19 protein-coding genes are annotated in these 25,501 nt (G+C 60.2%); 8 read left to right on the forward strand and 11 right to left on the reverse strand.

The features are described from left to right. Positions 1–221: 221 nt before the first annotated feature. On the reverse strand, positions 222–968 hold the full coding sequence (locus tag HDF08_RS04145; RefSeq protein WP_179637326.1) for a hypothetical protein: 747 nt from the start codon (positions 966–968) through the stop codon (positions 222–224). Between the two features lie 75 nt (positions 969–1,043). After that, the gene (locus HDF08_RS04150; protein ID WP_179637327.1) at positions 1,044–2,252 is read right to left on the reverse strand and encodes a hypothetical protein; all 1,209 of its coding nucleotides are present in this window, start codon (positions 2,250–2,252) and stop codon (positions 1,044–1,046) included. A 331-nt stretch (positions 2,253–2,583) separates the two neighbouring features. Between HDF08_RS04150 and HDF08_RS04155 the strand changes: the two genes are divergently transcribed. The 5 genes from HDF08_RS04155 (at position 2,584) to HDF08_RS04175 (ending at position 13,688) form a co-directional block, all read left to right on the forward strand. Then, on the forward strand, positions 2,584–4,539 hold the full coding sequence (locus HDF08_RS04155) for a glycoside hydrolase family 15 protein (RefSeq protein WP_373563118.1): 1,956 nt from the start codon (positions 2,584–2,586) through the stop codon (positions 4,537–4,539). A gap of 199 nt (positions 4,540–4,738) precedes the next feature. Further along, positions 4,739–7,432: a malto-oligosyltrehalose synthase gene (treY, locus tag HDF08_RS04160; protein ID WP_306459663.1), complete on the forward strand. Its 2,694-nt coding sequence runs from the start codon at positions 4,739–4,741 to the stop codon at positions 7,430–7,432. Further along, positions 7,432–9,183, forward strand: coding sequence for a malto-oligosyltrehalose trehalohydrolase (treZ, locus tag HDF08_RS04165; protein ID WP_179637328.1), 1,752 nt, complete (start codon positions 7,432–7,434; stop codon positions 9,181–9,183). Before treY ends, treZ begins: the two co-directional genes overlap by 1 nt. A 350-nt stretch (positions 9,184–9,533) precedes the next feature. After that, positions 9,534–10,697, forward strand: coding sequence for a hypothetical protein (locus HDF08_RS04170; protein WP_257030866.1), 1,164 nt, complete (start codon positions 9,534–9,536; stop codon positions 10,695–10,697). Between the two features lie 42 nt (positions 10,698–10,739). After that, on the forward strand, positions 10,740–13,688 hold the full coding sequence (locus tag HDF08_RS04175) for a TonB-dependent receptor (RefSeq protein ID WP_179637329.1): 2,949 nt from the start codon (positions 10,740–10,742) through the stop codon (positions 13,686–13,688). A gap of 130 nt (positions 13,689–13,818) precedes the next feature. On the opposite strand, the gene hmgA is transcribed toward HDF08_RS04175, so the two are convergent. From hmgA to allB, 9 genes are all read right to left on the reverse strand, one after another. Next, on the reverse strand, positions 13,819–15,117 hold the full coding sequence (hmgA, locus tag HDF08_RS04180) for a homogentisate 1,2-dioxygenase (RefSeq protein WP_179637330.1): 1,299 nt from the start codon (positions 15,115–15,117) through the stop codon (positions 13,819–13,821). Between the two features lie 251 nt (positions 15,118–15,368). After that, complete coding sequence (locus tag HDF08_RS04185) at positions 15,369–16,805, reverse strand: NAD-dependent succinate-semialdehyde dehydrogenase (RefSeq protein WP_179637331.1); 1,437 nt, start codon at positions 16,803–16,805, stop codon at positions 15,369–15,371. A gap of 12 nt (positions 16,806–16,817) precedes the next feature. Beyond that, a complete protein-coding gene (locus tag HDF08_RS04190; protein ID WP_257030867.1) occupies positions 16,818–18,092 on the reverse strand; it encodes a M20 family metallo-hydrolase in 1,275 nt (424 codons plus the stop codon). Between the two features lie 38 nt (positions 18,093–18,130). Next, the gene (allE, locus tag HDF08_RS04195; protein ID WP_179637332.1) at positions 18,131–18,865 is read right to left on the reverse strand and encodes a (S)-ureidoglycine aminohydrolase; all 735 of its coding nucleotides are present in this window, start codon (positions 18,863–18,865) and stop codon (positions 18,131–18,133) included. Next, positions 18,858–20,120, reverse strand: a complete 1,263-nt coding sequence (locus HDF08_RS04200; RefSeq protein ID WP_179637333.1) for an allantoate amidohydrolase — start codon at positions 20,118–20,120, stop codon at positions 18,858–18,860. Before HDF08_RS04200 ends, allE begins: the two co-directional genes overlap by 8 nt. Positions 20,121–20,137: 17 nt before the next feature. Further along, positions 20,138–20,998, reverse strand: a complete 861-nt coding sequence (pucL, locus tag HDF08_RS04205; RefSeq protein WP_179637334.1) for a factor-independent urate hydroxylase — start codon at positions 20,996–20,998, stop codon at positions 20,138–20,140. A 2-nt stretch (positions 20,999–21,000) separates the two neighbouring features. Further along, positions 21,001–21,339: a hydroxyisourate hydrolase gene (gene uraH / locus HDF08_RS04210; RefSeq protein ID WP_179637335.1), complete on the reverse strand. Its 339-nt coding sequence runs from the start codon at positions 21,337–21,339 to the stop codon at positions 21,001–21,003. 2 nt (positions 21,340–21,341) lie between these two features. Continuing rightward, entirely contained in the window at positions 21,342–21,857 is a 516-nt protein-coding gene (uraD, locus tag HDF08_RS04215; RefSeq protein ID WP_179637336.1) for a 2-oxo-4-hydroxy-4-carboxy-5-ureidoimidazoline decarboxylase, read from the reverse strand. A gap of 13 nt (positions 21,858–21,870) precedes the next feature. Beyond that, the gene (gene allB / locus HDF08_RS04220; protein WP_179637337.1) at positions 21,871–23,217 is read right to left on the reverse strand and encodes an allantoinase AllB; all 1,347 of its coding nucleotides are present in this window, start codon (positions 23,215–23,217) and stop codon (positions 21,871–21,873) included. Between the two features lie 57 nt (positions 23,218–23,274). Between allB and HDF08_RS04225 the strand changes: the two genes are divergently transcribed. Genes HDF08_RS04225 through HDF08_RS04235 form a run of 3 tightly spaced genes read left to right on the forward strand, consistent with a single transcriptional unit; the run spans position 23,275 to position 25,465 of the window. Next, positions 23,275–23,748: a nucleoside deaminase gene (locus HDF08_RS04225; protein WP_179637338.1), complete on the forward strand. Its 474-nt coding sequence runs from the start codon at positions 23,275–23,277 to the stop codon at positions 23,746–23,748. A gap of 3 nt (positions 23,749–23,751) precedes the next feature. Next, on the forward strand, positions 23,752–25,068 hold the full coding sequence (locus HDF08_RS04230; protein WP_179637339.1) for a homoserine dehydrogenase: 1,317 nt from the start codon (positions 23,752–23,754) through the stop codon (positions 25,066–25,068). A 31-nt stretch (positions 25,069–25,099) separates the two neighbouring features. After that, positions 25,100–25,465 (forward strand): VOC family protein, encoded by a 366-nt coding sequence (locus tag HDF08_RS04235; RefSeq protein ID WP_179637340.1) that lies wholly within the window; start codon positions 25,100–25,102, stop codon positions 25,463–25,465. Positions 25,466–25,501 lie beyond the last annotated feature (36 nt).

Consider the following 25,501-nt stretch of genomic DNA (forward strand, 5'->3'; position numbering starts at 1 on the left):
AATTTGGGGATGAATTTGTGAGATGGGTCGGATTGGATGGCGAGTGGTCATCGAGATTTACGAGGACCTATAGTATGCCCGTGTTGGTTGAGAGGGAAGCTGGGTCGACTATTTGGTTTGGAAGGTTCGGATGGTATGGGTGGGTGGATGGTGTCGGGATCCTTCACTCCGTTCAGGATGACGGCGAAGGGCGCACAACGGCTGCTGCTGCGACAAGGTGGTTAGAAGTGGCGGAGGGGTTCGGTGGTGGTGGTGGATTTGAAGTCGGGATCGTTGGGGATGGGGTCGAGGTTGGAGCGGAGGTCGGCGCTGCGTTCCAGGGAGCGGCTGACGATGTCGCGGGAGCCTAGACCGACGGCGAGGGCGAGGGTGAGGACGATGCCGCCGAAGAGGATTCCAAAGGCGAGTTCGACGACGGCGCCGCCGATCTGGAGATGGTCGAGGACCATGGCTGCGGTGAGGACCAGGACGAGCCACTTGATGCCGAGAGAGAGGAAGCGGGCGTACTGGAGTTTGGCGTTGACGGCTCCGATGAGGACGGAGCGCTCGAGGAAGCGGGCGATGAGGGTGCCGGCGACGAGGAGGAGGACGGCTCCGATGGAGTGGGTGAGGTAGGGCAGGACGTATAGGGAGATCTGGGATTCGCCGGGGAATGCGGCGTCGAAGGCGGAGATGCCGATGAAGCAGCCGATGGCGACGCATCCCCAGAAGACGACGCGGGCGAGCAGGGCGGTCGGGCTGTGGGCGGGGGACCAATCGGAGATGGTGGCGGAGGAGTTGCGGGCGAGGCGCTCATCGAACTTGGCGGCGGTGAGCGAGCGGCGAAGGAGCGCGGCGAGGCCCATGCCGATGGCGGTCATGATGACGAGCGCGAGGAGAAGGGCGATGAGGGCTGGGAGAAAGCTCGCCAGTTTATAGAGGACCTGTTGGGCGGATTGACGGAGTGCCTGTTCGACTTGTTGCCACATGAGAGGGTCTCCTTACGGGTGCTGGTCTTTGTTGATTGCCGCTATTTCTTAGAGCCTTTTGTTGGAATGCTTTCTCTATGGGTTGAAGCGGTCGGGCCAGCGCCAGCGTGATACGAGATAGGGTTTGTCGGCTTCAAAGGCTACGGCTAGATCCTGGATGTGTTTTTCGGGCGGAGTGCCTGTGCTGATGAGCGTGAGATGAGAGGCGACCCAGGCGAGATAGAGCGGGGTGAGCGCGCCGAGGAGGTGACCGCGGTTGATGGTGCGGAGGCGGTAGGCGAGGATGAAGTCATAGACGATGCGGGCCCAGAGATTGTCGGGCATGCGGAAGCTCTCGGGTTGAAGCATGGAGAGCTTCTTGAGGCCGAGGAGCGAGTTGGGCGGCAGGACGAGGGACCAGATCTCGTGGAGGTTGGTGTAGGCGAGACGGAAGGCGTCAAGCATGGACGCGGTGTCTGGCGGCTCGGCGACGTGATTGGTTTGCGGAAGGGGCTGGACGGGCTGGGTGCCGCGGGCGCGCTGCCAGAAAGAGGCTTTAGCGTCGACGTCGGAGAAGAGGGAGCCGGCGATGAGGGCGAGGAGGCTATTGAGGTCGCGATTCGCGGGTTGAGGAAAGGTACGAGGGGTGGCCTCTACTTCGGCGATGGTGAAGTTGGCGGTTGCTGCTTCGGCTAGCGGCCAGAGGAAAGAGTCGTCCTGGGAGGTGGCGGTGAAGCGTTGCGCAGTGGAGGCGAGACGGTTGGCCATGCGGAGGGAGAGGCCAAGGTCGATCGCCAGGGGGAAGCGTGGACGCGTGCCGAAGAGGGCGCGGGTGACGGGATAGAGGATAGCGGAGTTGACGAGGCCTTCACGGGGGCCGAGCTCGTAGTGGGCGACGGAGAGATCGCAGGTGAGGGCGGATTTGGCGAGGGCGCGGATGGTCTCGGGTTGGAGGGACTGGCACTCGGCGCCGAGGAGGAGGCAGGTGGTGGCGCGGTTTTCCTGCGCAAGTTTGTAGGTGTTGAGATAGTCGGCCGCGGTGAGAACCCAGGGGGTGGCGGAGACGGCGGTGGGGGTGTAGGGGATGATGCGCAGGGGGCTGCCGGAGGAGAGCTGGGGCGCGGTGTCGGGGGTGGCGACTAGGACGGTGTCGTTGGGGAAGGCGAGGGCGAGGTTCGAGAGGGTGGTTTCGAAGGCGTCCTGCGAGAGGGGAACGAGGCTGACGAGCGTGCTGCTCGTGGTGGTGGTCGCAGACGTCGCGCTGGCGTTGGAGGAGAGGTCGATATTTGTCTGCGCGGAGGCCATCGTGCGATGTGGACTTTCTCGGTTCGGTTGGCGGTGGCTCAGGTTGCGGATAGGTGGAGGTTACTTATTGTCTAAAGAGGCGCTGCTGCCGTGAGTGTACTGCCCATTGTAAGGCTGCGCGAGGGGAGGAGCCTGCGGGGTGGAAAGTTTTTGCGATGGAGGTTGCATGAAGGCGGTTTTCATAGACTTCCTTCCATGTCCGGTCTCAATTCCTCGTTTTGCGCATCTGAGGTCTTTATAGGTTTCAGGTAGAACGCTCATTCTTTAAAGAGATGCGTTGTGTGGTGGATGTGGTTGCTGGCAGGTTGCAGACGGCAGCTGGGAGGATTTTGTGGCAGAACGGAAGAAGGTGGCAGGACGGAAGAAGAGAGACGATGTGGCGTTGCATGGGACGGTTGGCGAGACAGCGCCGCGTGGCTCGCACGATGGCCTGCTGCATGGAGCACTCCATGGATCGTTACATGGAGCTTTACACGGAGCAAGGATTGAAGACTACAGCATGATCGGGGACTGTGAGACGGCGGCGCTGGTCTCTCGGGAGGGGTCGATTGACTGGCTGTGCTGGCCGTCGTTTCCGGCTCCGGCGTGCTTTGCTGCGCTATTGGGGACGCGGGATCACGGCTTCTGGCAGATTGCTCCGAAGGGGAAGGTGAAGGCGATCCGGCGGGAGTATGAGGGACACACGCTGATCGTGCGGACGACGTTCGAGACGCCAGAGGGAGAGGTGTGCCTGATCGACTTTATGCCGCCGCGAGAGAAGCACTCGCATGTGGTGAGGATCGTGCAGGGAGTTCGCGGCAGGGTGAAGATGCAGATGGATCTTGCGATTCGTTTTGACTATGGAAGGACGGTGCCGTGGGTGACGAGCACGAAGGACGGACTGCGGGCGATCGCAGGGATGGACATGGTTTCGCTCAGGACGAAGGCGCGGCTGCGCGGGGAGGGGATGACGACGCGGAGTGAGTTCACGGTGCGGAAGGGGGAGACGATGAGTTTTACGCTGACCAACTCTTCATCTCTTGAGAAGTTGCCGCGTGAGCTGTCGGTCGATAAGGCCCTGGCGGAGACGCAGCGGTTCTGGACGAAGTGGAGCCGGAGGAGTGCGTATAAGGGGCCGTATGCCGAGGCTGTCGAGCGCTCTCTGATTACGTTGAAGGCGATGACGTATCGGCCGTCGGGCGGGATTGTGGCGGCGGTGACGACGTCGCTGCCGGAGAGGATCGGTGGATCGCGCAACTGGGACTATCGCTTCTGCTGGCTGCGCGACACTTCGTTTACGCTGCTGATTTTAATGCAGGCGGGCTTTACGGAAGAGGCCGTGGAGTGGCGGAGGTGGTTGCTGCGAGCTATCGCCGGGGCGCCGGACCAGGTGCAGACGATCTATGGGATCTGCGGCGAGAGGCAGCTGGTGGAGTGGGTGGCGGACTGGCTGCCGGGCTACGAGAATTCGCGGCCGGTGCGAATTGGGAACGCGGCGGTGGATCAGTTTCAGCTGGATGTGTTCGGCGAGGTGTCGGCGGCGCTGTCGAGAATTCCGCAGGCCGACGAGGAGATACGCGTCTCCGCTACTTCGGTGCAGGCGGGGCTGATCGATCATCTGTGCACGGTGTGGCCGAATCCTGATGAAGGGATATGGGAGACACGCGGCGGCGCGGAGCACTTTACGCACTCGAAGGTGATGGCGTGGGTGGCGCTGGATCGGGCGATCAAGCATCATGAGCAGTTTGATGGGAAGGGCGATGTAGAGCGATGGAAGAAGAACCGCGAGATGCTGCATCGGGAGATTTTGAGGAAGGGGTTCGATAAGAAGCTGAACAGCTTTGTACAGTCGTATGGATCGAAGCAGCTGGATGCGTCGTGCCTGCGGATTGGGCTGGTGGGATTTCTGCCGATGGATGATCCGCGGATTATCGGCACGGTGGAGGCGATCGAGCGGCGGCTGATGAAGAATGGTTTTGTGGAACGATATGACACGAAGAAGACTGACGATGGATTGGCCGGAGGCGAGGGCGCGTTTCTGGCTTGCAGCTTCTGGATGGTGACGAATCTGTGGCTGATTGGAAGGAAGGAAGATGCGAAGGCGATGTTTGAACGGCTGCTTGCGCTGCGTAACGATGCCGGGTTGCTGTCGGAGGAGTACGATCCTATTGGAAGACGAATGGTGGGGAACTTTCCCCAGGCTCTCTCGCATATTGCGTTGATCCATTCTGCATTTGCGATGTCGGGTTTGTGGTCGCCCGATCAGAATGCTGCGGCAAAACCGAAGCAGCGTCGCGGGGCTAAGTAGATTTGCATCACCGAGGGCGACGACGGTTCGTCGAAGTTGAGAGGACCGCTCGAAAGTTTCCGGGATTGTGTTGTCGACTGTTGGAATGCAACCAACGAGTGCATATGAGGCTCTAACAAACGACCTGGATCTTTTTTGTGCGGGATACCCGTGTGAGTTTTACTGCCTTGTTTCCTGAACGCTAACTTTCGATTGGTTGATGATGCTACGAACTCCAGGTTCTACTTACAGACTGCAACTGCATAAAGACTTTACGTTCGACGATGCGGCGAGGATCGCCGACTATCTGCATGAACTCGGGATCTCACATGTCTACAGCTCTCCTTATCTGCAGGCTGCGCCGGAGAGTATGCATGGATACGACGTGGTCGATCATCAGAAGGTGAACCAAGAGCTGGGGGGCGCGGCGGCGCATGAGCGGTTCTGCAAGAAGCTGGGCGAGGCGGGGCTGGGGCAGGTGCTGGACATCGTGCCGAATCATATGTCGCTGGGCAAGGAAAATCGTTTCTGGTGGGATGTGCTGGAGAATGGGACGTCGAGCCGGTATGCTTCGTTCTTCGATATCGACTGGCAGCCGCAGGAGGAGCGGCTGCGAGACAAGGTGCTGGTGCCGATTCTTGGGGATCAGTATGGGCGGGTGCTGCAGACGGGTGGAATCAAGGTGGTGCGGCGAGCGGTGAAGTTTCAGGTGGAGTGTTCGGGGCAGTCGCTGCCGGTTTCTCCGCAGTCGCTGCCGGTGATTCTGACGCGGGCGGCGGAGTATGCGAAGTCGGATACGTTGAGTTTTCTTGCGGCTTCGTTTGGGCGGTTGCCGGCGCCGGAGTATGTGGACCGGCGAACGATTCTGGCTCGGCATCGCGACAAGGTGGTGCTGTTTACGCTGCTGGACCGGCTGTGCGCGGAGGAGCCGGCGATCCTAGAGGGGATGGACCGGTCGGCGGCGGAGTTGAACGAGAACCTTGATGCGCTGGATGATTTTTTGAACCAGCAGAACTATCGGCTGGCGTACTGGAAGACGGCGGATCAGCAGTTGAGCTATCGGCGGTTCTTTGATGTGAATACGCTGATCGGTCTGCGGGTGGAGCGGGAGTATGTGTTTGAAGAGACGCATGCGCTGGTGCTGGACTGGCTGCGGCGAGGGGTGCTCGATGGGGTGCGGGTGGATCATCCGGATGGGCTGCGGGATCCGAAGGAGTACTTCAAGCGGCTGCGCGAGCGGGCTCCCGATGCGTGGGTGATTGGGGAGAAGATTCTTGAGCCGGGTGAGTTTCTGCGCGAGGACTGGCCGGTTGAGGGCACGAGCGGGTACGACTTTCTGAATGTTGCGGGGGCGGTGCTGGTGGCGCCTGAGGGCCTGATGGAGTTGTCCACGCTGTATGCGGATTTTACGGGGCAGCCTACGGACTTTCACGCGATTGCGCATGAGAAGAAGATCAACGTGTCGCAGGAGGCGCTGGGCAGCGATGTGAACCGGCTGACGTCGATCTTTGTGGAGATCTGCGAGGCGAATCGCGATGAACGCGACTATACGAGAGCGGAGGTGAGGCGTGCGATTCGGGAGGTGGCGGCTTGCTTTTCGATCTATCGGACGTATGTGGTGCCGGAGCGTGAGGAGATTACCGAGGAAGATCGCGAATACATTACGCAGGCTGCAGAGTGCGCGAAGGAGACGCGGCAGGATATCGACGGGGGGCTGTTTGATTTTCTTCGGGACGTGTTGACGATGCAGGTGAAGGGGAGACTGGAGAGCGAATTTTTGCTGAGGTTCCAGCAGTTCACCGGGCCGGTGATGGCGAAGGGCGTAGAGGATACGGCGTTTTATTGCTACAACCGGTTGACGGGAATGAACGAGGTGGGGAGCGATCCGGGTCGCAATGGATTGAGCGTGGAGGAGTTTCACTCGTACTGCAGGAAGATGCAGGAGACGCATCCTTGCACGATGACTACACTGTCGACGCACGATACCAAGCGCAGCGATGATGTGAGGGCGCGGATGGCGGTGCTGTCGGAGATACCGGAGAAGTTTGGCGCGGCGATCCAGCGGTGGTCGCGGATGAACAATGCGTTTCGCGCACGCAAACCCGGAGTCGATCCGCTGCCGGACAGGAATACGGAGTACTTCTACTACCAGACTTTGATTGGGGCGTGGCCGCTGCCGATGGATCGTGCGCAGGCCTATATGTTGAAGGCGATGCGTGAGGCCAAACAGCAGACGACCTGGGTGGCGAATAATAAGGAGTTTGAAGAGGCGCTGAAGTTATTTATTGAGTTCACTTATAGCTACGCGCCGTTTCAACGGGAGCTGCAGCAGTTTGTGGAGAGGATTCTGGAGGCGGGGCGGGTGAACTCGCTGGCGCAAACACTGCTGAAGTACACGGCGCCGGGTGTGCCGGATCTTTATCAGGGGACGGAGTTGTGGGACTTGAGTTTGGTCGATCCGGATAACCGGCGGCCGGTAGACTATGCGTTGCGGCAGCGGCTGCTACAGGAGTTGAAGCAGATGAACGGCGGCGATGCAGCGGCGCAAGTGATGGCCAGAGCCGACGATGGACTGCCGAAGATGTGGACGATTCATAAGGCGCTTCACCTGCGGCGCGAGCGGCCGGCGTCGTTTGGCACGGAGGCTGACTATGTTCCGTTGATGGTGGATGGAGCAAAGCATGATCATGTGATTGCGTATCTAAGAGGCGAGGATGTGGTGACGGTGGTGCCGAGGTTGATGATGAAGCTGGGCGGAGCGTGGAGGGATACTGTGGTGACCTTGCCTGAGGGACGATGGAGAAATCGCCTGACGGGAGTGGTGGTGGAGGGCGGCGAGGTTGAGGTAAGGGAGCTGTTGAAGGATTTTCCAGTGGCGCTGCTGGCGCGCGAAGAGGTTGGGGGAGATCGCTGATGCATGAGTTTACGGTTTGGGCGCCTGAGGCGTCGAAGGTGGGCGTGAAGATTGGGGATGCGGCTTATCCAATGAACGGGCCTGACGAGCATGGATGGTGGCGCGCTCCGGTGAGAGAGGCAGGCGTTGGGACCGACTATGGGTTTGTGATCGGAGACGATCCGAAGGAGTGGCCCGATCCGCGGTCGGAGTGGCAGCCGAATGGAGTGCATGGATTGTCGCGGGTATATGACCGGGAGACCTTCCAATGGAGCGACAGAAGCTGGAGTGCGCCTGCGCTCTCGCATGCTGTGATCTATGAGCTGCATGTGGGGACGTTTACGCCGGGGGGGACCTTTGATTCGACGATTGAGAGGCTTGGATATCTGGTGGAGCTTGGCATCACGCATGTGGAGCTGATGCCGGTGGCTGCATTTCCGGGCGGCCAGGGTTGGGGCTATGACGGCGTTGCGTTGTTCGCGGTGACTGAGCAGTATGGCGGCCCGGATGGGTTGAAGCGGCTGGTGGATGCGTGCCACGCGCGTGGATTGGCGGTGTTGCTGGATGTGGTCTACAACCACTTTGGACCGGTGGGGAACTACTCGGGCAAGTATGGGCCTTACATCACGGAGAGACACCACACTCCGTGGGGCGGCGCGATTAACTTCGAGGGCGAGGGAAGCGATGAGGTGCGGCGATTCTTCTGCGACAACGCGCTGATGTGGATGCGGGAGTATCACATCGATGGACTTCGTTTGGACGCGGTGCACGAGTATATCGATCGCTCCGCGGTTCATTTTATGGAGCAGTTGTCGTCCGAGGTGAAGGCGTTGTCGGAGAAGCTGAGACGCAGGCTGGTGTTGATCGCAGAAAGTGATTTGAACGATCCCAGGATTGTTACGCGTGTAGAGAGCGGCGGGTACGGGATGGATGCGCAGTGGAGCGATGACTTTCATCATGCGCTGTTTACGGTGCTTACGGCGGAGGAAGAGGGGAAGGGGTACTACTCAGACTTCGGCACGATGGCGAAGCTGGCGAAGTCTTTGACGAAGAACTTTGTGCAGGATGGGACGTATTCGCAGTATCGGCGGCGATCGCATGGGCGGCCGGCGGATGAGTTGTCGCCGCATCATTTTCTTGGCTACATCCAGAATCACGACCAGGTGGGCAATCGTGCGATCGGCGACAGAGTGGATCAGACGGTGGGGTTCGACCGCGCGAAGGTGGCGGCGGCGCTGGTGTTGACGGCGCCGTTTCTTCCGATGATCTTTCAGGGGGAGGAGTATGCGGCTTCGACGCCGTTTCTCTACTTCGCGGACCATGAGGATCCGGAGATGGCGAAGGCGGTCAAGAATGGGCGGCGGAGTGAGTTCGCTGCGTTTGGATGGAACCCCGAGGAGATTCCCGATCCGGAGAATGTCGAGACCTTTCTGCGTTCGAAGTTGAATTGGGAGGAGGTTCATGAGGGTCGCCATGCGGAGATGCTGGATTGGTATCGCAGGCTGATTGAGTTGCGGCGCGGGTCGGTGGCGTTGAACGATGGAGCGGTGGGGCACGTGAAGGCGGCGTTTGATGAGGAGCGGCGCTGGCTAGTGTTTGAGCGTGGGGCGGTGATGTTGATGTGCAATCTTGGAGCGGAGAAGGTGGAGCTTCCTCATTCGAGGCGGGCGCAGTTGTTGCTGGCTTCGAAGGCTGAGGTTGTGGTGAAGGGTGATTCGGTGGAGTTACCTGGTGATAGCGCGGCGATCCTTTCGAGTGAGGCGATGCGGTAGATTCTGACGATATTTTTGAAGATTGCTTTGTTCCGCAGATGAATTTTGTTTCGTAATGAACTTAGTTGGCTTAGGCAGTGTGAAGGGTTTCATCACGTGGTAATCGGCACAGACGGAGACACGTTACGAGAGAGTGTCTGGCTATGGATTGCGTGACGCACGGAGCTGCAAAGCGTTTAGCATGAAGAGCGGGTTGAAACCGGGGTCTCCGGTTTTGCCCTCTTCAACAACGCTCTTCTCCCGGGAAACTTTTGCGTTGCTAACTCGTCTTCCGTAGTGGATGGCGACCTGGATGAGTCAATTTCAGGCGACCGACGAGGGCAACTGGATTTAATTTGAGGAAGAGAACCATGTTGAAAAACTCTGGGATTTTTCGCGGGGCGGTGTTGTGTGCCGGCATTCTCCTTTCGAGTGCCGCGCCTTTCGCGAGCAGCCTGAGTGTTCTGGCGCAGACACCGGCTGCGGCGCCTGCAGCCTCGCGGCAGATTGGCACGGTGAAGGCTACGGCAGGGAACAGCCTGACGCTAACGACGGATGCGGGGCAGGAGGTTGTGGTGAGTGTGGCCGATGGGGCGCGCATTCTGCAGCTCGCGCCAGGCAGCACCGACTTGAAGACAGCGCAGACGATTGCGTTGACTGATATTGCAGCAGGGGACCGTGTGCTGGTAAGCGGTAAGGCAGGCGACGGTGGTGTGGGACTCACGGCTTCGCGGGTGATTCTGATGAAGTCGTCGGAGATTGCGCAGAAGCACGAGGCGGAGCAGGGCGACTGGCAGAAGCGTGGGACGGGCGGCATTGTGAGCGCGGTGGATGCCGGGGCCGGCTCAATTGTGTTGTCGGTGGGTGCGAAGAAACTGACAGTGACTACGTCGAGTGCGACGAAGTTTCGGCGGTATGCGGGCGACTCGGTAAAGTTTGAAGATGCGAAGCCGGGGACACTGGCGCAGATCGAGGTGGGCGATCAACTGCGGGTGCGCGGGGCCAAGTCAGACGATGGTTCGTCGATGCAGGCGGAAGAGGTGGTGAGCGGATCGTTCAAGAATCTGGCTGGTTTGATTGGGACCGTCGACACCGCTGGCGGAACGCTGACGCTGAAGGATCTTTCGACGAAGAAGACAGTGATGGTGAAGATTACGGACAACTCCAGTTTGAAGGCTTTGCCGCCACAGGCTGCAGCGCGGTTTGCTGCTCGCGCAAAGGGCGGGGCCGCTGCTGGCGGGGGCGCGCAGAGTGGAGGGCAGGGGAGCGGTGGCGAGGGAGAACGGGCTGAGGGACGCTCTGCTGGAGCCGATCTCTCTCAGCTGGTGAGCCGGCTGCCCAGCCAGACGGTTGCGGACCTGAAGGCGGGAGACGCGGTGATGATCGTTGCGTCGCAGCCTGATCCCAATGGCCATGTAACTTGTGTGACTCTGCTCTCGGGAGTGGAGCCGATTCTGGCAGCGACGCCGAACGGTGGACCGGCGTTGACGCTGTCTCCGTGGAGCCTTGGCGGCTCTGATAGCAGCGCGCAGTAGCTCGATCGCGGCTGCAACAAAGAAAGACCTTTAGGAGAAGTAATGTCATTTCGCGCAGGGTTGAGGTTTGTTTTACTTTTTTTGGTTGCATGGATGCCGGTGGTGACAAGCGCTCAGCAAACGGGCGCGACGGTGCATGGGCTGGTGGCGGATCCTGAGAGCGCTGTGATTCCGGGTGCGACCGTGACGCTGACTCCTGCTTCGGGCAAGCCTTTAATGACGCAGTCGCAGAGCGATGGAAGTTATATGCTGCAGGGTGTTCCTGCGGGGACCTATTCGGTGACGGTGACGATGCCTGGGTTCGCCTCGTACGTGAAGCTGGGGGTGAGGATTGCGGCGGGGCAGAACCTGGCGCTGGATGCGAAGATGGCGATCGAGGAGCAGAAGCAGCAGGTGAACGTCAATGCGCAGGGTGCGCAGGTGAGCGTAGACTCCGACAGCAATGCCAGCAGCACAGTAATCAAGGGGAAGGATCTGGAGGCGCTTTCGGATGATCCGGATGAGCTTTCTTCGGAGTTGACTGCTTTGGCGGGGCCTGCCGCGGGGCCGAACGGTGGCCAGATTTATGTGGACGGATTTACCGGCGGGCAGCTGCCTCCGAAGTCTTCGATCCGCGAGATTCGCATCAATCAGAATCCTTTTTCAGCGCAGTACGACAAGCTGGGTTATGGGCGAGTTGAGGTGTTTACGAAGCCGGGCACGGACAAGTTTCACGGCAGCCTGAGTGTGCAGGGTGGGGATAATGCGTTTAACACGTCGAATCCGTTTTTGGGTGCGTCGAATACGCAGCCACCGTATTACACGACCTTCATTCTGGGCAGCGTAAGCGGGCCGATCAACCGGTTCTCTTCGTTTACGGTGGGGGGCTCGCACCGGACGATTCAGGACAACAATATCGTCAATCCGAGTGGCTTCTACGCGAGTTCTGCCAGTTCGCTAACGCCCTGTTCGCCTGGGGATTTGAGCTGCTCGTATTTTTCTTCGTATCCGGAGTCAGCGCGTGCGGTGTCGCATCCGCAGACGCGCAGCGATGTGAGTCCGCGCGTTGATTTTGCGCTGGGGGAGAAGAACACGCTGACGGTGCGGTACCAGTACAACGTGAATGGGCAGCAGAACAACGGCATCGGGAATACGAATCTTCCGACCGCGGGCTACAACACGGAGACGACGGAAAATACGGTTCAGATCAGCGATACGCAGATCTTGAGTCCTCGGGTGATCAATGAGACGCGGTTTGAGTATCAGCGCGACTACTCGACGCAGGACCCGGTAAGTACGGATCCTACGTTGTCGGTGCAGGGAATCTTTACGTCGGGTGGGTCGAGCCTGGGGACGCAGAGAAGCACCAGTACGCATCTTGAGGTGCAGAACTATAGCTCGATTGCGCTGGCGAAGAACTTTATTCGGTTTGGCGTCCGGGTGCGCACGACGAACGAATCGCTGTCGTCGAATGCAGGATTGAATGGGACGTTTACTTACTCGTATCTGCTGGACCCGTGCACAGACCCGAATCCGAGCATCAAGCGGCCGAGTAACTGTAATGCTCAGGCGACGAAGCCTTGCGATGCTCTGAATGCAGGCATCTCTTCCTATCAGTGCGGGCTGCCGGGGCAGTATGCTGCGACCGCGATCAATAAACTGGAGGTGGATGGGCGCCTGACCGATGTGGGGTTCTATGCGGAGGATGACTGGAAGCCGAGGGGGAACCTGACGATTACGTACGGCATTCGGCTAGAGGCGCAGAACGTGATTAACAGCGGGCATGATTTTGCGCCGCGGGCATCGTTCGCTTACGGGATTCCGCGGGGCAGCGGGAAGTCGCCCACGACGGTGGTGCGAGGCGGATTCGGCATCTTTTACGATCGTTTTACGCTCGCGAATTATCTGACGACGTTGCAAGAGAATGGCGTCAATCAGGTGACCTCGACGGTGATCAATCCTGGGGCGGTGTGCACGCCGGAGAATCCTGCTAACTGTGGCGCTTCGGTTGCGAACAAGATTACGACCTATGGATTGGGCAATGGAATTCGCAGCTCGTACACGATGCAGGAGGCGGTTGGGGTCGATCAGCAGCTTGGGCGTGCAGCGACGATGTCGGTGAACTACCTTTACGCGCGCGGCGATCATCAGTATCTGAGCAGGAACTTCATCGTCGACAATGGGTTCGATCAGCAGTTTCAGTCGGGCGGCGTCTATAAGGAGAACCAGCTGCTGATCAATGGCAATGCGCGGTTGAAGAAGCTTACGCTGTTTGGTTTTTATTCGTTGAACCTTGCGGATGCGAATACTTCGGGGGCGGGATTCTTTCCGACCAGCAACACGGATACAAAGGTGGACTATGGGCGCGCTTCGTTTGCCCACGCGAGCTTTGGGGTTGTCGGAGGGAGCTGGCAGCTTCCTTATAGTTTTACTGCGAGTCCGTTCATTATTGCGCAGTCGGGGACGCCGTATAACCTGACAACGGGCCTTGATCCTGCGGGTACTTCGATCTATAACCAGCGGCCGTTCTTTGCGAGTGGGGACAGTGGGGCCTGCAGGGTTTCGAGTGCCTTCAGCTCCACGCAGACTGGCAGTTTGACGCCTGTTCCGATCAACTACTGTAATGGTCCAGCGAATTTTACGTTCAACCTTCGTGCTTCGCGGACGTTTGGATTTGGAGAGAAGACTCGCAGTGCGGCTTCGGCGACGAGCGGGAGTGGGCCTGGCGGACCTGTAGGTGGTCCGGGCGGCGGGCCAGGTGGAGGTCCTCGGGCTGGCGGGCCGGGTGGGGTTCGCGGTGGGTTTGGACCTCAGGGGGCAAGTTCAGGTCATCGGTATACCTTTACGCTGGGAGCGCAGGCGTTCAATCTGTTCAATGTGATTCCTTATGGGACGCCTACGAGTAGCTTGAGTTCGCCGCGATTCGGTCAGTTCACTACGCTGGCTGCTGGGCCGTTCAGTTCGGCTACGGCTTCGCGGCGGATTACTTTGCAGGCTACGTTTAATTTCTAAGTGTCCTGCCGGACGGGCCCACTGCGCGTGGGGCGGTCACTTCGTGACTTGTATACCTTGTTTTGGCGCACAAAAATGCTTGGCCTCCCGTTGGTCGGAGACTGGATGCGGTTTTCGGCTTGTGTGAGTGCTACGGTTTGAAGTTCTTCTTCAAGGTCTGCCAGCAGGTGTAGTACTCGTTTTGGCGGGCTGCGGTGTCCATCGCGAACTTAGTGGGACGGCAGACGAAGCGGGTTTCGAACATGAATGCCAGCGTGCCATCTAGTTTGACGGGCTTGAGTTCGGCTTTGCTGGCGCGGTCGAAGGTTTCGGCGTCAGGGCCGTGCCCGCTCATGCAGTTGTGCAGGCTGGCTCCGCCGGGGACGAAGCCTTCGGCCTTGGCGTCATACTCGCCTGTGACGAGGCCCATGAACTCGTTCATGAAGTTGCGATGGAACCAGGGTGGGCGGAAGGTGTGCTCGGCGACGATCCAGCGTGGAGGGAAGATGGCGAAGTCTACGTTGGCGGTTCCTGGGATCTCGCTAGGCGAGGTGAGGACGGTGTAGATGGAGGGGTCGGGGTGATCGAAGCTGACGGAGTTGATGCAGTTGAAGCGCGCAAGGTCGTACTTGCAGGGGGCGTAGTTACCGTGCCAGGCGACGACGTCGAGAGGGGAGTGGTCGAAGTCGGTGGCCCAGAGATTGCCCTGGAACTTTGCGACTACCTGGAATTTGCCGTTGTCTCGGTCGTCGTATGCGGCGTGCGGAGTGAGGAAGTCGCGGCTGTTGGCCAGGCCGTTAGCGCCGATTGCGCCGAGCTCGGGCAGGCGAAAGCTGGCTCCGTAGTTTTCTAAGAGGTAGCCGCGGGCTTGCGGGTCGAGCAATTCCACGCGGAACTTGATGCCGCGGGGGATGAGGGCGACTTCGCCGGGGGTGAGGTCGAGGATGCCGAGTTCGGTGTGGAGCAGGAGGCGGCCGAGCTGCGGGACGAAGAGTAGTTCGCCGTCGGCGGTGTAGAAGAAGCGGTCGGTCATGCTTTTGTTTGCGGAGTAGATGTGGATGGCGACGCCGGAATGCATGGTGAGGTCGCCGTTGCCGGCGAGGGTGGTGAGGCCGTCGATGAAATCCACTCCTCCCGGAGTGGTGGGTAGTGGTAACGGGTCCCAGCGGAGCTGGCTGGGCGTGGTTTCGACCTCGTTGAAGGGAGTGGAGCGGACCATGCCGTTGGCGATGCGCTCGTAGGGTTTGTGCATGACGGAGGGGCGGATGCGATAGGTCCAGGTTCGGCGGTTGAGCAGGCGCGGCGCGGTGAAGGGGCTGCCGCTGAGCTGCTCGGTGTAGAGCCCGAGCGGGGCCTTCTGCGGGGCGTTCTGGCCGACGGGAAGGGCGCCGGGATGGGCCTCGGTGGCGAACTCATTTCCGAAGCCGCTGGAGTACTTGAGATCGGGCATGGTGATCCTCTTGGTAAAGATGTGTCTGGTTGACGAGAGCTTCACGACGAGCGGAGATGGCTTCTCGACGACACAGAAGCTTAGCCGAAAACTGGTGTCTCGTGTTGGGGGGTGCTATGGCGATTTTCAGTAAAAAGACAAATGCCCGCTACGCGCGGGGCGGTCACTTCGTGACGGGTATACCCCTTCGGTCGGCGCTCCCGTTGGTCGCGAGGAAGATATCTTCCGCCGAGCAGGGCAGCGCAATAGCTCTAGGTGGTTTGGGCAGGGTCGGCGGTGGAGACTAAGTATGGCTTGGTGGCGGGTTCGTTGGCCGTGGTTGCGGAGGAGATGACAACGGTCTTTGCGTTGAGAAACTCGCGCATGCCTGCGGCGGAGAGTTCGCGGCCGTAGCCGGAGCGCTTGATGCCGCCGAAGGGAAGGCGCGGATCGCTGGCGACCATGGCGTTGAGGAAGACGCCGCCGCACTGCAGCTCGGAGATGAAGCGCTGTTGTTCGGCGGGGTCGCGAGTCCAGGCGGAGGCGCTGAGGCCGAAGGGCGTGTCGTTGGCGATCTCGATGGCCTCGTTGATGTCCTGAACGCGGAAGAGCATGGCGACGGGGCCGAAGAGTTCTTCGCGATAGACGGCGGAGGTGCGTGGAACGTTGGTGAGGACGGTGGGTTCGAAGTAGTTGCCGGTGCCAAGCATGCGTTCGCCGCCGGTGAGGATGCGTGCTCCGGCCTTGGCGGCGGCCTGGACTTGTTGTTCGAGCAGGTCGACGGCTCGTGCGGTGGCGAGCGGGCCGATGTCGGTGCCGTCCTTCATGGGGTCGCCTACGTGCATGGCTTCCATGCCAGCGACGAAGCGGGATTCGAAGACGTCGTAGACCTCGTCGGCGACGAGGAAGCGTTTGGCTGCAATGCAGGATTGTCCACTGTTGACGCAGCGAGCGCGGATTGCGGTCTCGATTGCGGCATCGAGATCGGCGGAGGGCATGACGATAAAGGGATCGCTGCCGCCGAGTTCGAGGACTGATTTTTTGATGAGCCAGCCTGCTTGCGCGCCTACGGCTCGGCCGGCGGTCTCGCTGCCGGTGAGCGTTACAGCGGCTACACGTTCGTCGCCCAGGACGGTCTCCACTTGAGGGATGTCGATCAAAAGGGTTTGGAAGGTGCCTCGGGGAAAGCCGGCGCGACGGACCAGGGATTCAATGGCGATCGCGCACTGCGGGACGTTGTTGGCATGTTTGAGGAGAGCGACGTTGCCGGCCATCAGCGCGGGTGCGAGGAAGCGGAAGACCTGCCAGAGAGGAAAGTTCCACGGCATGACAGCGAGGACGACGCCGAGCGGGTCCCAACGGACGTAGCTGTAGCGATCCTCGGTGGGGATGGACTCCGGTGCGAGGATGCGTGCGGCGTGCTCGGCGTAGTAACGGCAGGCGTCGGCGCATTTGAGGATCTCGAAGCGGGCGGCGTCGAGCGGCTTGCCCATCTCCTGGGTGATGAGGATGGAGAGGTCGTCGATCTCGTGTTCGAGGATGGAGGCGAGCTTGCGCATCCACAGGGCACGGTGTTCGAGCGGCACTAGAGAGTAGGTGCGAAAGGCGTCGGCGGCCAGGGCGATCTTCTGGCGCGCGGCTTCGTTGGTGAGCGGGTCGAAGCTGCGCAACAGCTTGCCGGTGGCGGGATTGATGGACTCGATGGCCATGCTGGTGCGGAGTTACTCTGACGCCAGTTTAGCAAGAACCGAGGCAAGCACCTGTACCCCGAGAGTGGTATCCGCCGGGGTGGCGTATTCGTCCGGTCTGTGGCTTACGCCGTTGCGGCAGGGGATGAAGATCATGGCGATGGGCGCGATGCGGGCCATGAAGAGCGAGTCGTGATAGGCACGGCTGACCATCTTTTTGGAGGAGATGTCGTGGGCGGCGCAGACCTCTTCGAGGAGTTCGACGATGTGTGGGGAGGATTGCGCAGGGGCGTCGGCGTTGATGAGCTGCTCGGTGATGATGACGCTGCGTCGCTGGCGGAGTTCTTCGATGTCGCGGCGGACGGCTTGCATGACGGACTCGCGGCGGGCGGGGTCGGTGTCGCGGATGTCGAGTTGCAGGATGACGCGGCTGGGGACACTGTTGACCGCGCCGGGATAGACGTCGCAGGTGCCGACGGTAGCTACGGTGTCGATGGTGTGTGTGGCGAGGGCGTGTCTTTCGATGGAGAGGATGAGCTCGGCCGCGGCGCAGAGTGCGTCTCTGCGGTCGGGCATGAGGAGTGCTCCGGCGTGGCCGCCGAGGCCGGTGATGGTGAAGCGATAGCTTGCGGGCGCGGCGATGCTGGTGACGATGCCGAGGGGGATGCCTTCGCGTTCGAGCAGGGGGCCTTGTTCGATGTGGAGTTCGAGCCAGGCGTGGTAGTGATTCGGCGGAAGCCTAACCGAGGCCAGGTCGCCGGTGAAACCTGCGGCGGTGCGAACTTGTGCTAGGGTCTGGGCGGTGTCGGCTGGCTCGTTGGCCTCGCGGAGGGCGTCGGCTTGTTTGGGATCGAGGGTCCCGGAGATGAGGCGGCTGCCGAGACAGCCGATGCCGAAGCGGGTGGGCTCTTCGGAGGTGAACATGACGAGTTCGATGGAGCGGCGTGGGCGGAGACCGCTGCGTTTGAGCGCGCGCATGGCTTCTAGGCCGCCGAGGACGCCGACGGTACCGTCGTACATTCCAGCGTGAGGGATAGCGTCGGTGTGGGAGCCGGTGGCGACGGCGGGTAAGTCGGGATCAGTGCCTGACCAGCGGAGGAAGAGGTTGCCTACGGCGTCGTCGCGGACATCGAAGCCTTCGGCGGTGGCTAGTTCTTTCAGCCACGCGCGGGCGTGGAGATCGTCTGGAGAGAAGACGACGCGGGTGACTGCGGTGCCGTTGTCTGCGGGCTCGGCGTCGGTGAAGGTGGCGAGGGTTGCGAGTTCGCTCATCAGCCGTGATTGATCGATCTGAATCTGCTGTGCCAAAACTGCTGCCTCCTTTTGGTCGAGGGTCGATGTGGATGCTACGCCAACGGGTGCCGGTTCCAGTCTTTGTAGATGAGGTACTTTGCGGGACGCTTGCCGATGGCTCCGAACCACTGTGGACAGAAGGGGCCCATCCAGATGAAGTCGCCGGCTGTGACTGGATACCAGCTGTCGCCGAGGCGATAGATGCCGCCGCCTTCGAGCATGAGCAGGCCGTGTTCCATGATGTGGACTTCGACCATGCTGAGCGCGGCGCCGGGCTGGTAAGTCATGGTGTTGACGGCGAAGTCGAACGATGGCGAGCCGGGCAGGAGACTGCGAACCTGGAGTTCGGGGTCGTCGTTGAGGGGGACGGAGAGGGTTTTGTCTTCGTGGCCTACGAGGACCTCTGGGTGAGGAACGGAAGCAAGCGCTTCGTAGGGTTTTTCGATGATGGCAATCCGCGTGGGCTGTTGCGCGGTGAGGGTGTGGGCGGCGTCTTCGGGGAGGTAGGCGAAGCTGCCGGGGATCAGTGTTTGAAATGTGCTGTCGGTTGCGAGATCGGCTGTGCCTTCGAGGGTGTAGAGGAATCGCTGGTTGGAGGTGGGGCCAAGTTTGCCGCCGGGTTCGAGCTCTGCAGTGTACTGGGTGAAAGCTGCGCCTGCAGCGGGAGAGATGTGGACGATGGCGGTAGCGAGTTCCATGCCGGGGAGCACGGTGCGGACGAAGGTGTCCGGGGTGTGGAGGAGGTGGTCGCGCTGATTGGTGCTGCGGGTGCGTCCCAGATTATGCATGGCTGTCCTTGGTCTTATCATCGCTCAACTCATCGCTAAGGAGCGCGAGGAACTCCATTGCAGTTGAGAGTGCGGCTTCTACGTCCTGAGGGAGCACGGCTTCGTCGGGATGGTGGCTGAGGCCTCCGGGGCTGCGGAGGAAGAGCATGGTGGAGGGGACGGCAGGGGCGAGGATCATCGCATCGTGGCCGGCTCCGCTGGTCATTCTGCGGCTGGGGAAACCGGCTTGTGCAGCGGCGGTGTGGAGCATGGTTGTCAGGTGCGGATCGAGCGGGACGGCGGACTGCTCCATCTCGGTGCGGAGGGTGAGGGTTACGCCGCGTCTGGAGGCTGCGGTCTTTGCGATTTGCGTTAGAGCGTCGACTGCAGCGTGGCGGGTCTGGTTGTTTGCGTGGCGAATGTCGAGCGACGTTGTTACTCTGCCGGCAATGACGTTTCCGGCGCCGGGTGAGGCCTCAAGCTTGCCGACGGTTGCGACCAGACCAACGTGCGAGGTGGCGTAGGCTTCGACGGCTACGATCGCTTCTGCGGCGGCGGCCATTGCGTCATGTCGCAAGCGCATCGGCGTGGTTCCGGCGTGGTTTGCCTGGCCTTCGAAGAGGAGTTGCATGCGGGTCTGTCCTACGAGCGCTTCGACGACGCCGAGCGATGCTCCCTCGCTCTCGAGGATGGGGCCCTGTTCGATGTGAAACTCGAGATAGGCGAAGGCGTCGCGGGATAAGACTGCTGCGGGAAGGCTTGCGGGATCGAGGCCGTAGCTGCGTATAGCTTCTGCGATGCTTATGCCATCCTGATCGGTGCGCTGCAGTGTCTCCGGGTCGAGTTTTCCTACAACGGCGAGGCTGCCGAGGAAGGGTTTGCTGAAGCGGACTCCCTCCTCTTCGGAGAAGCCGATGACTTCGATGGAGAAGGGAGGTTGATGCTCGTGGAGCTCTTCGATGAGGGCAATGCCAAGGATGACTCCGAAGATGCCGTCGAAGGCTCCGGCGTTGGGTACGGTGTCGAGGTGAGAGCCGATGATCAGGCGGGGGGCGTTAGCGACGGGGTAGAGCCATAGCCCGCGCAGGTTGCCGATGGCGTCGATGTGCACTGTCATTCCGGCGGCTTCCATCCACAGGCGCAGCAATGAGTGGACGGTGTGCATGGGATGGGTGAGGAAGCGGCGCGTGATCTCGCCGGGGATCTCGGTGTGGGTGGCGATCTCTCGGCAGCGGGCGATGATGCGTGTGGCGCAATCTATATTTGTGTCTGTCATAAGTACATTATTCTGCTTCACGATCTGCGACGGACGCGCGCCTCGATGTATCCATGAGGCTCGTCGGTGGGGACGAAGATCTCGTTAGGATTGTCCTGGTTAAAGCGGGAGAGGTCGACGAGAAGGCAGTGCTTGTTGGGCATGGTGATCTCGATCTCGTCGATTTGCGGGACGGCTTCGAGGGCGCTCTCTGCCATGGCGTAGAGAGTCTGCTGTACGGATTTGCTGTTGTGGTTGGCGAAGGTGCGCAGCATGGCCTCGCGAATCTCTGTACGCACTGCGTCAAAGTCCAGGTTCGGTGAGGTGTAGCACCAGTCGGCAGTGACAGCGGTTCCGAAGAGACGGTCTTTGGTCTCGGGCAGGGTGGTGAGGGAGTCTTTGATGTAGCCCTCGAAGCCGGAGTTTGCGGTCTTAAGCAGAACGAGGTTGTCGAGGCCGGAGAGGATGTGAAAGCTCCCGGCCTGCGCACGTTCTACGCTGGTGGTTTGAAGCTCGCCGCTGCCGCGCATGAAGGCGCTGGGATGAGGTTCTCCGTCTACGGTAAGGCGTTTCCACATCGTGCTTTCCACGCGAACCGAGGCGGAGGAGACTTGCGGATTTCTTGTCAGGAGGAAGTCGACCAACTCTTTGGCGTAGTCCTCCATGGCGATCGCCTTTGAAGTTCGCGCGAGCGAGTAGACGGTGTTCTTCATCGTGTCAGTCGGCAGGATCTTGCTGTTGTCGCCCTCAAGGTGGGCGGTTTCGAAATCCCCCTTCAGTAAGACTTGAACCGTCCATTCGCGCAGGTCGTGAGTGTAAGTCTGGCCATGAGCGTGGCGGGTGACCTTCATCAGACGGATGCGGGATTTTCCGTAACGATTTTCAGCCAGCTCGATCATCGTCAGCTTCCTCGGTAAGTGGTGTAGCCGTTCGCAGTCAGGAGTAGCGGGATATGGTAGTGCTGCTCGCCTTCGGTGACTGTAAAGACGACTTCTATATATGGATACAGGCCGCTTAGCTGATGCCGGTTGTAGTAAGCGATGGTTTCGAAGTGAACGCGATAGTTGCCAGGCTGCAGAGCTTCGGTTGCGGGAAGGAGATGTTTGCAGCGGCCGTCGGCGTCGGTGGTCGCTACGTTGAGGGACGACCACTTGCCGTCAGTAAGGCGAGCGAGGGTGATGGGAACGCCTGTGGCCGGCCGTCCCAGCGCGGTGTCGAGAATGTGTATGGAGATGCCCATGGTTACTTTGACTCCAGCCAGTGGTGAAGACGAAGCTGTGTGATCTGGCGTTGTTGTTCGGCTGCTTCGTGCAGCTCGGTTGCGGCGTCGTTTTGCATTCGTGCTTGCAGAGTGGTGAGGATCTCTGCGGATGTTTTGCCTATGGCGCAGATGATGAAGATTCTGCCGAAGCGCTGCTCGTAGAGGCGATTTGCGGCTTCGAGAGCTAGTTTGGCGGCGTGGTCATCGGTGAGTAATGCGCGTTGTTCCTGGGCGGACCAGCGCAGAGACTCGTCGGTTGCGTGGGTTTGTGCGTGATTTTGTCCGATGCGGGGATGGCTGTCGAAGGCTTCCTGCCACGCCTGCTCCGGCAGATTCTGCCAAATGGCGGCGGAGGTTTCGATGAGGGAAGACTCGTCTGCGACGGGGCGCGCCGAGGCCAGCCCAGTCGCCCACGCATGCGAACCGCAGCAAGGGAGGGCCTCGCGGGCTGCTGTGGCGTGGTCGAGCGAGTTCCATCGGGCGAGGACTTTGTTCATGCGTGTGTGCCTACTATAACTTGACCTCTCGACCCTGAGGAGTGGGAGCGAAGGCGCCTTCGTGATACACCAGCTCTCCGCGGAGATAGGTGGCCTTTACTATGCCGCGCAGGGTTTCGCCGAGGTAGGGCGAGATGGCGTGGCGGTAGTGCAGTTTGTCGGGTGTGACGGCGAAGGTTGCCTCGGTGTCGAAGCGGATGAAGTTGGCGTCTCGACCAGGTTGGAGTGCGCCCGCCTGATGAGCGAGGCCGGCCAGGGCTGCGGGTGCGCTGCTCATCCAGCGTGTGATGTCTTCGAGCGTGTCGCCGCGATTGAAGCACTCGGTGTGGATGATCGAGAGCGCAAGAGAGAGGCTGGCGATGCCGCCCCAGGCTTGATCGAAGCGGCCGGTGTCGGTGCGCTTCATGTCGGGTGGACAGGGGGAGTGGTCGGTGACAATCATGTCGATGGTTCCGTCGTGCAGTCCGCGCCAGAGGCCACGCTGATTTTCCTTGCTGCGAATGGGAGGCGCACACTTGAGTAGCGTGTTGCCGTCGGCGATCTCTTCTGCAGCAAAGTGTAGATAGTGAGGGCAGGTCTCGACTGTGATGGGGAGGCCTGCTTTGCGGGCGGATTTCAACTCGGCCAGGGCGAGCGCGGTGGAGAGGTGAACGATGTGCAGACGGAAGCTGTACTGGCGGCAGAGGCGGATCATCAGGCGAATGGCCTGAAGTTCGGCTTCGTCGGGGCGCGACGCCAGGTAGGTCTGGTACTGTCGCCAGTCTGCGTTGCGCAGTGATTGAGTTGCAGCATCGATCGGAGCTGCTAACTCTGCGTGCACTAGTAACGGAAGGCCGGATTGGGCAACGGATGGCAGCGCGGCTTCCAGTTGTTGCTGGTCGATCATGGTGAAGCCGTCGCAGCCGGGATAGATGAGGAAACATTTGAAGCCGAGGACTCCGGCCTGTGCGAGGGGGAGGATGTGTTGCTGATTGTCTGCGACTGCTCCTCCCCAGGGTGCCCAGTCTACGAAGCACTCGCCGCTTGCGGCCTCGCGCTTTTCTTCGAGGGCGGCAACGGTGGTGGTCTCTGGGAGGCAGTTGAGTGGCATGTCGACGAGTGTGGTGTAGCCTCCTGCGGCTGCGGCGCGGGTTGCCGTGCGGAAGCCCTCCCATTCGGTGCGCCCCGGCTGGTTGATGTGGACGTGGGAATCGACGAGACCGGGGAGGAGAGCATCATTGCCGCAGTCGTCAACGATGGTGTCAGCGGGGATCTCTGACTGGCGGCAAATGGCGCATATGGTTCCGTCGTCTACGAGGAGCGCGCCGGGCTGCGTGCCCTGTGGGGTGACGATGCGTTTTGAGAGAAAGGCATGTGCCATAATTTGATTATTCCGTTTACTTCCGCTGCGCCGTGTGGCTTAAGGATACCGAGTCAAATGCAGGGCAACCCAGTCTTTATGCAGAGAGCGATCGCGCTGGCAACGGAGAACGTCACCTCCGGTCGCGGAGGGCCGTTTGGCGCGGTGATTGTGCGCGACGGCGAGATCGTTGCTACAGGCGCGAACCTGGTCACAGCGACCAATGACCCGACGGCGCATGGCGAGATTGTAGCAATCCGCAATGCGTGCCAGATGCTTGGGACGTTTCAGCTGACGGGATGCCATATCTATACCAGCTGTGAGCCTTGTCCGATGTGTCTTGCTGCGATCTACTGGGCGCGTTGCGAGGCGATCTTTTATGGGAACTGCGCCGCTGATGCTGCTGCAGCCGGCTTTGACGATGCTTTTCTGTACGAAGAGATGAAGCTGCCGGTTGATCAGCGAAAGATTCCGGCGTTCAATCTTCTGCCGGAGCAGGCGATCTCCAGCTTTGAGGCCTGGCGCGAGCGCGCCGGCAGAATCGACTACTGAGACATGACGACGAAACAGAAGAAGAGGGTTGCGGCCAAAAAAAGTAAATCGGACTCCGTCGTGAAGGTTGCGCTGCTTGGGTTTGGCACGGTCGGTGGTTCAGTGGCGCGTGTGCTGGCGGCGTCGAGGTTTCCGGGTGTGCAGCTGACGCATATCTTCAACCGCAATGTGGATCGGAAGCGTAGCTCTGAGGCTGCAAAGTTGGTGCCGGGCTCGGTGGTGTGGACCGACAATATCGATGTGATTTTGCGGTCGGATGTTGATGTTGTGATTGAGTTGATGGGCGGCCTTAATCCTGTAGAAGGATGGTTGCGCAAGGCTCTTGCTGCGGGCAAGTCGGTGGTTACGGCGAATAAGCAGCTCATCGCTTATCGGGGTACGGGACTGGCGAAGATTGCGGCGCAACATAACGTTCACCTGTTGCATGGAGCGGCTGTTGCGGGTGGTGTGCCGGTGATTCCGGGGATGTTGCAGGGGTTGTGCGGCGACCAGGTGACGAGACTCAGCGGCATTGTGAACGGCACTTGCAACTACATTTTGAGCCGGATGGAGGCTGGGGCCGACTACGCGACCGTTCTGGAGGATGCGCAGCAGCTTGGCTATGCTGAGGCTGATCCGTCTGCTGATGTAGATGGCTACGATGCGCGGGCGAAGCTCTGCATTCTGTCGCGCATTGCGATGCACGCTGAGCTGGACCCGGATGCGGTTGCGATGCAGACGATCTCGGCGATTGAGGCGATCGATTTTTCTTATGCCAAGGAGTTGAACTGCACGATTCGCCAGGTGTCGCGCGCTGAGCTTGATGGAAGAATAGTGCATGCGCGGGTTGCGCCGATGCTGGTTCCGCTGGCCTCGCCGATGGCGTGGTCGCACGGTACGCAAAATATGGTGGTGGTGAGCGGGAAGTTTGGCGGTGATGTTGTTTTTTCGGGACATGGTGCTGGTGGCGAACCTACGGCGGTTGCTGTGGTGTCGGATCTACTGGCTGTTGCGCAGGATTGCAAAACGGTGCAGCTGCCGGTGCGAAGGCGCGAGGTGACCGGAGATTTTTTTGCGCCGCACTATCTGCGATTTGTCGTCGACGACAAGCCGGGAATTGTCTCGGCGATCTCGGGGGCGCTTTCGAAGGTGGGGGCTAATATCGATTCGCTGCTGCAGCGGCGGGGATATCCGAAGCATCGGCTTCCGTTTGTGGTGACGACGGAGCCTTGCCTGAGTTCGACGATTGAGCGGGCTTTGGCTTCAGTAGCTCGCATGGATTGCATGCTGGAGAAGCCACTGTGCTTGCAGATGCTGGAAGTGGAAGACAAAGCAGAGTAACAATTTCTCAAATTTTTCTGCGGAGGGTGTGATGGCACCGACGATCGCTAACGGCAAGATCTGTTATGTCGAGATACCGGCGACGGATGTGCCGCGTTCGGCTGAGTTTTATAACCAGGTCTTTGGGTGGGAGGTTCGTAAGCGAGGTGATGGTGCTACTGCTTTTGATGATGGCATCGGCGAGGTAAGTGGGGCGTATGTGACGGGCAGGCCGCCAATGTCGGTGCCTGGAGTTTTGGTTTATGTCATGGTCGACAGCGTGGCTGCTGCGATTGAAGCGGTTGTCGCCGCAGGAGGTAAGATTGTGCAGCCGATTGGGGTCGATGCGCCGGAGATTACCGCGAGATTCGAGGATCCCGCGGGAAACGTATTCGGGCTTTACCAGAATCCTTCGTGAGATGTTGTTTGACTCATTTTGAGAAAAAAGAAGAGG

It is taken from the genome of Tunturiibacter empetritectus, assembly GCF_013410875.1.
In the GTDB taxonomy this organism is placed as follows: Bacteria; Acidobacteriota; Terriglobia; order Terriglobales; family Acidobacteriaceae; genus Edaphobacter; species Edaphobacter empetritectus.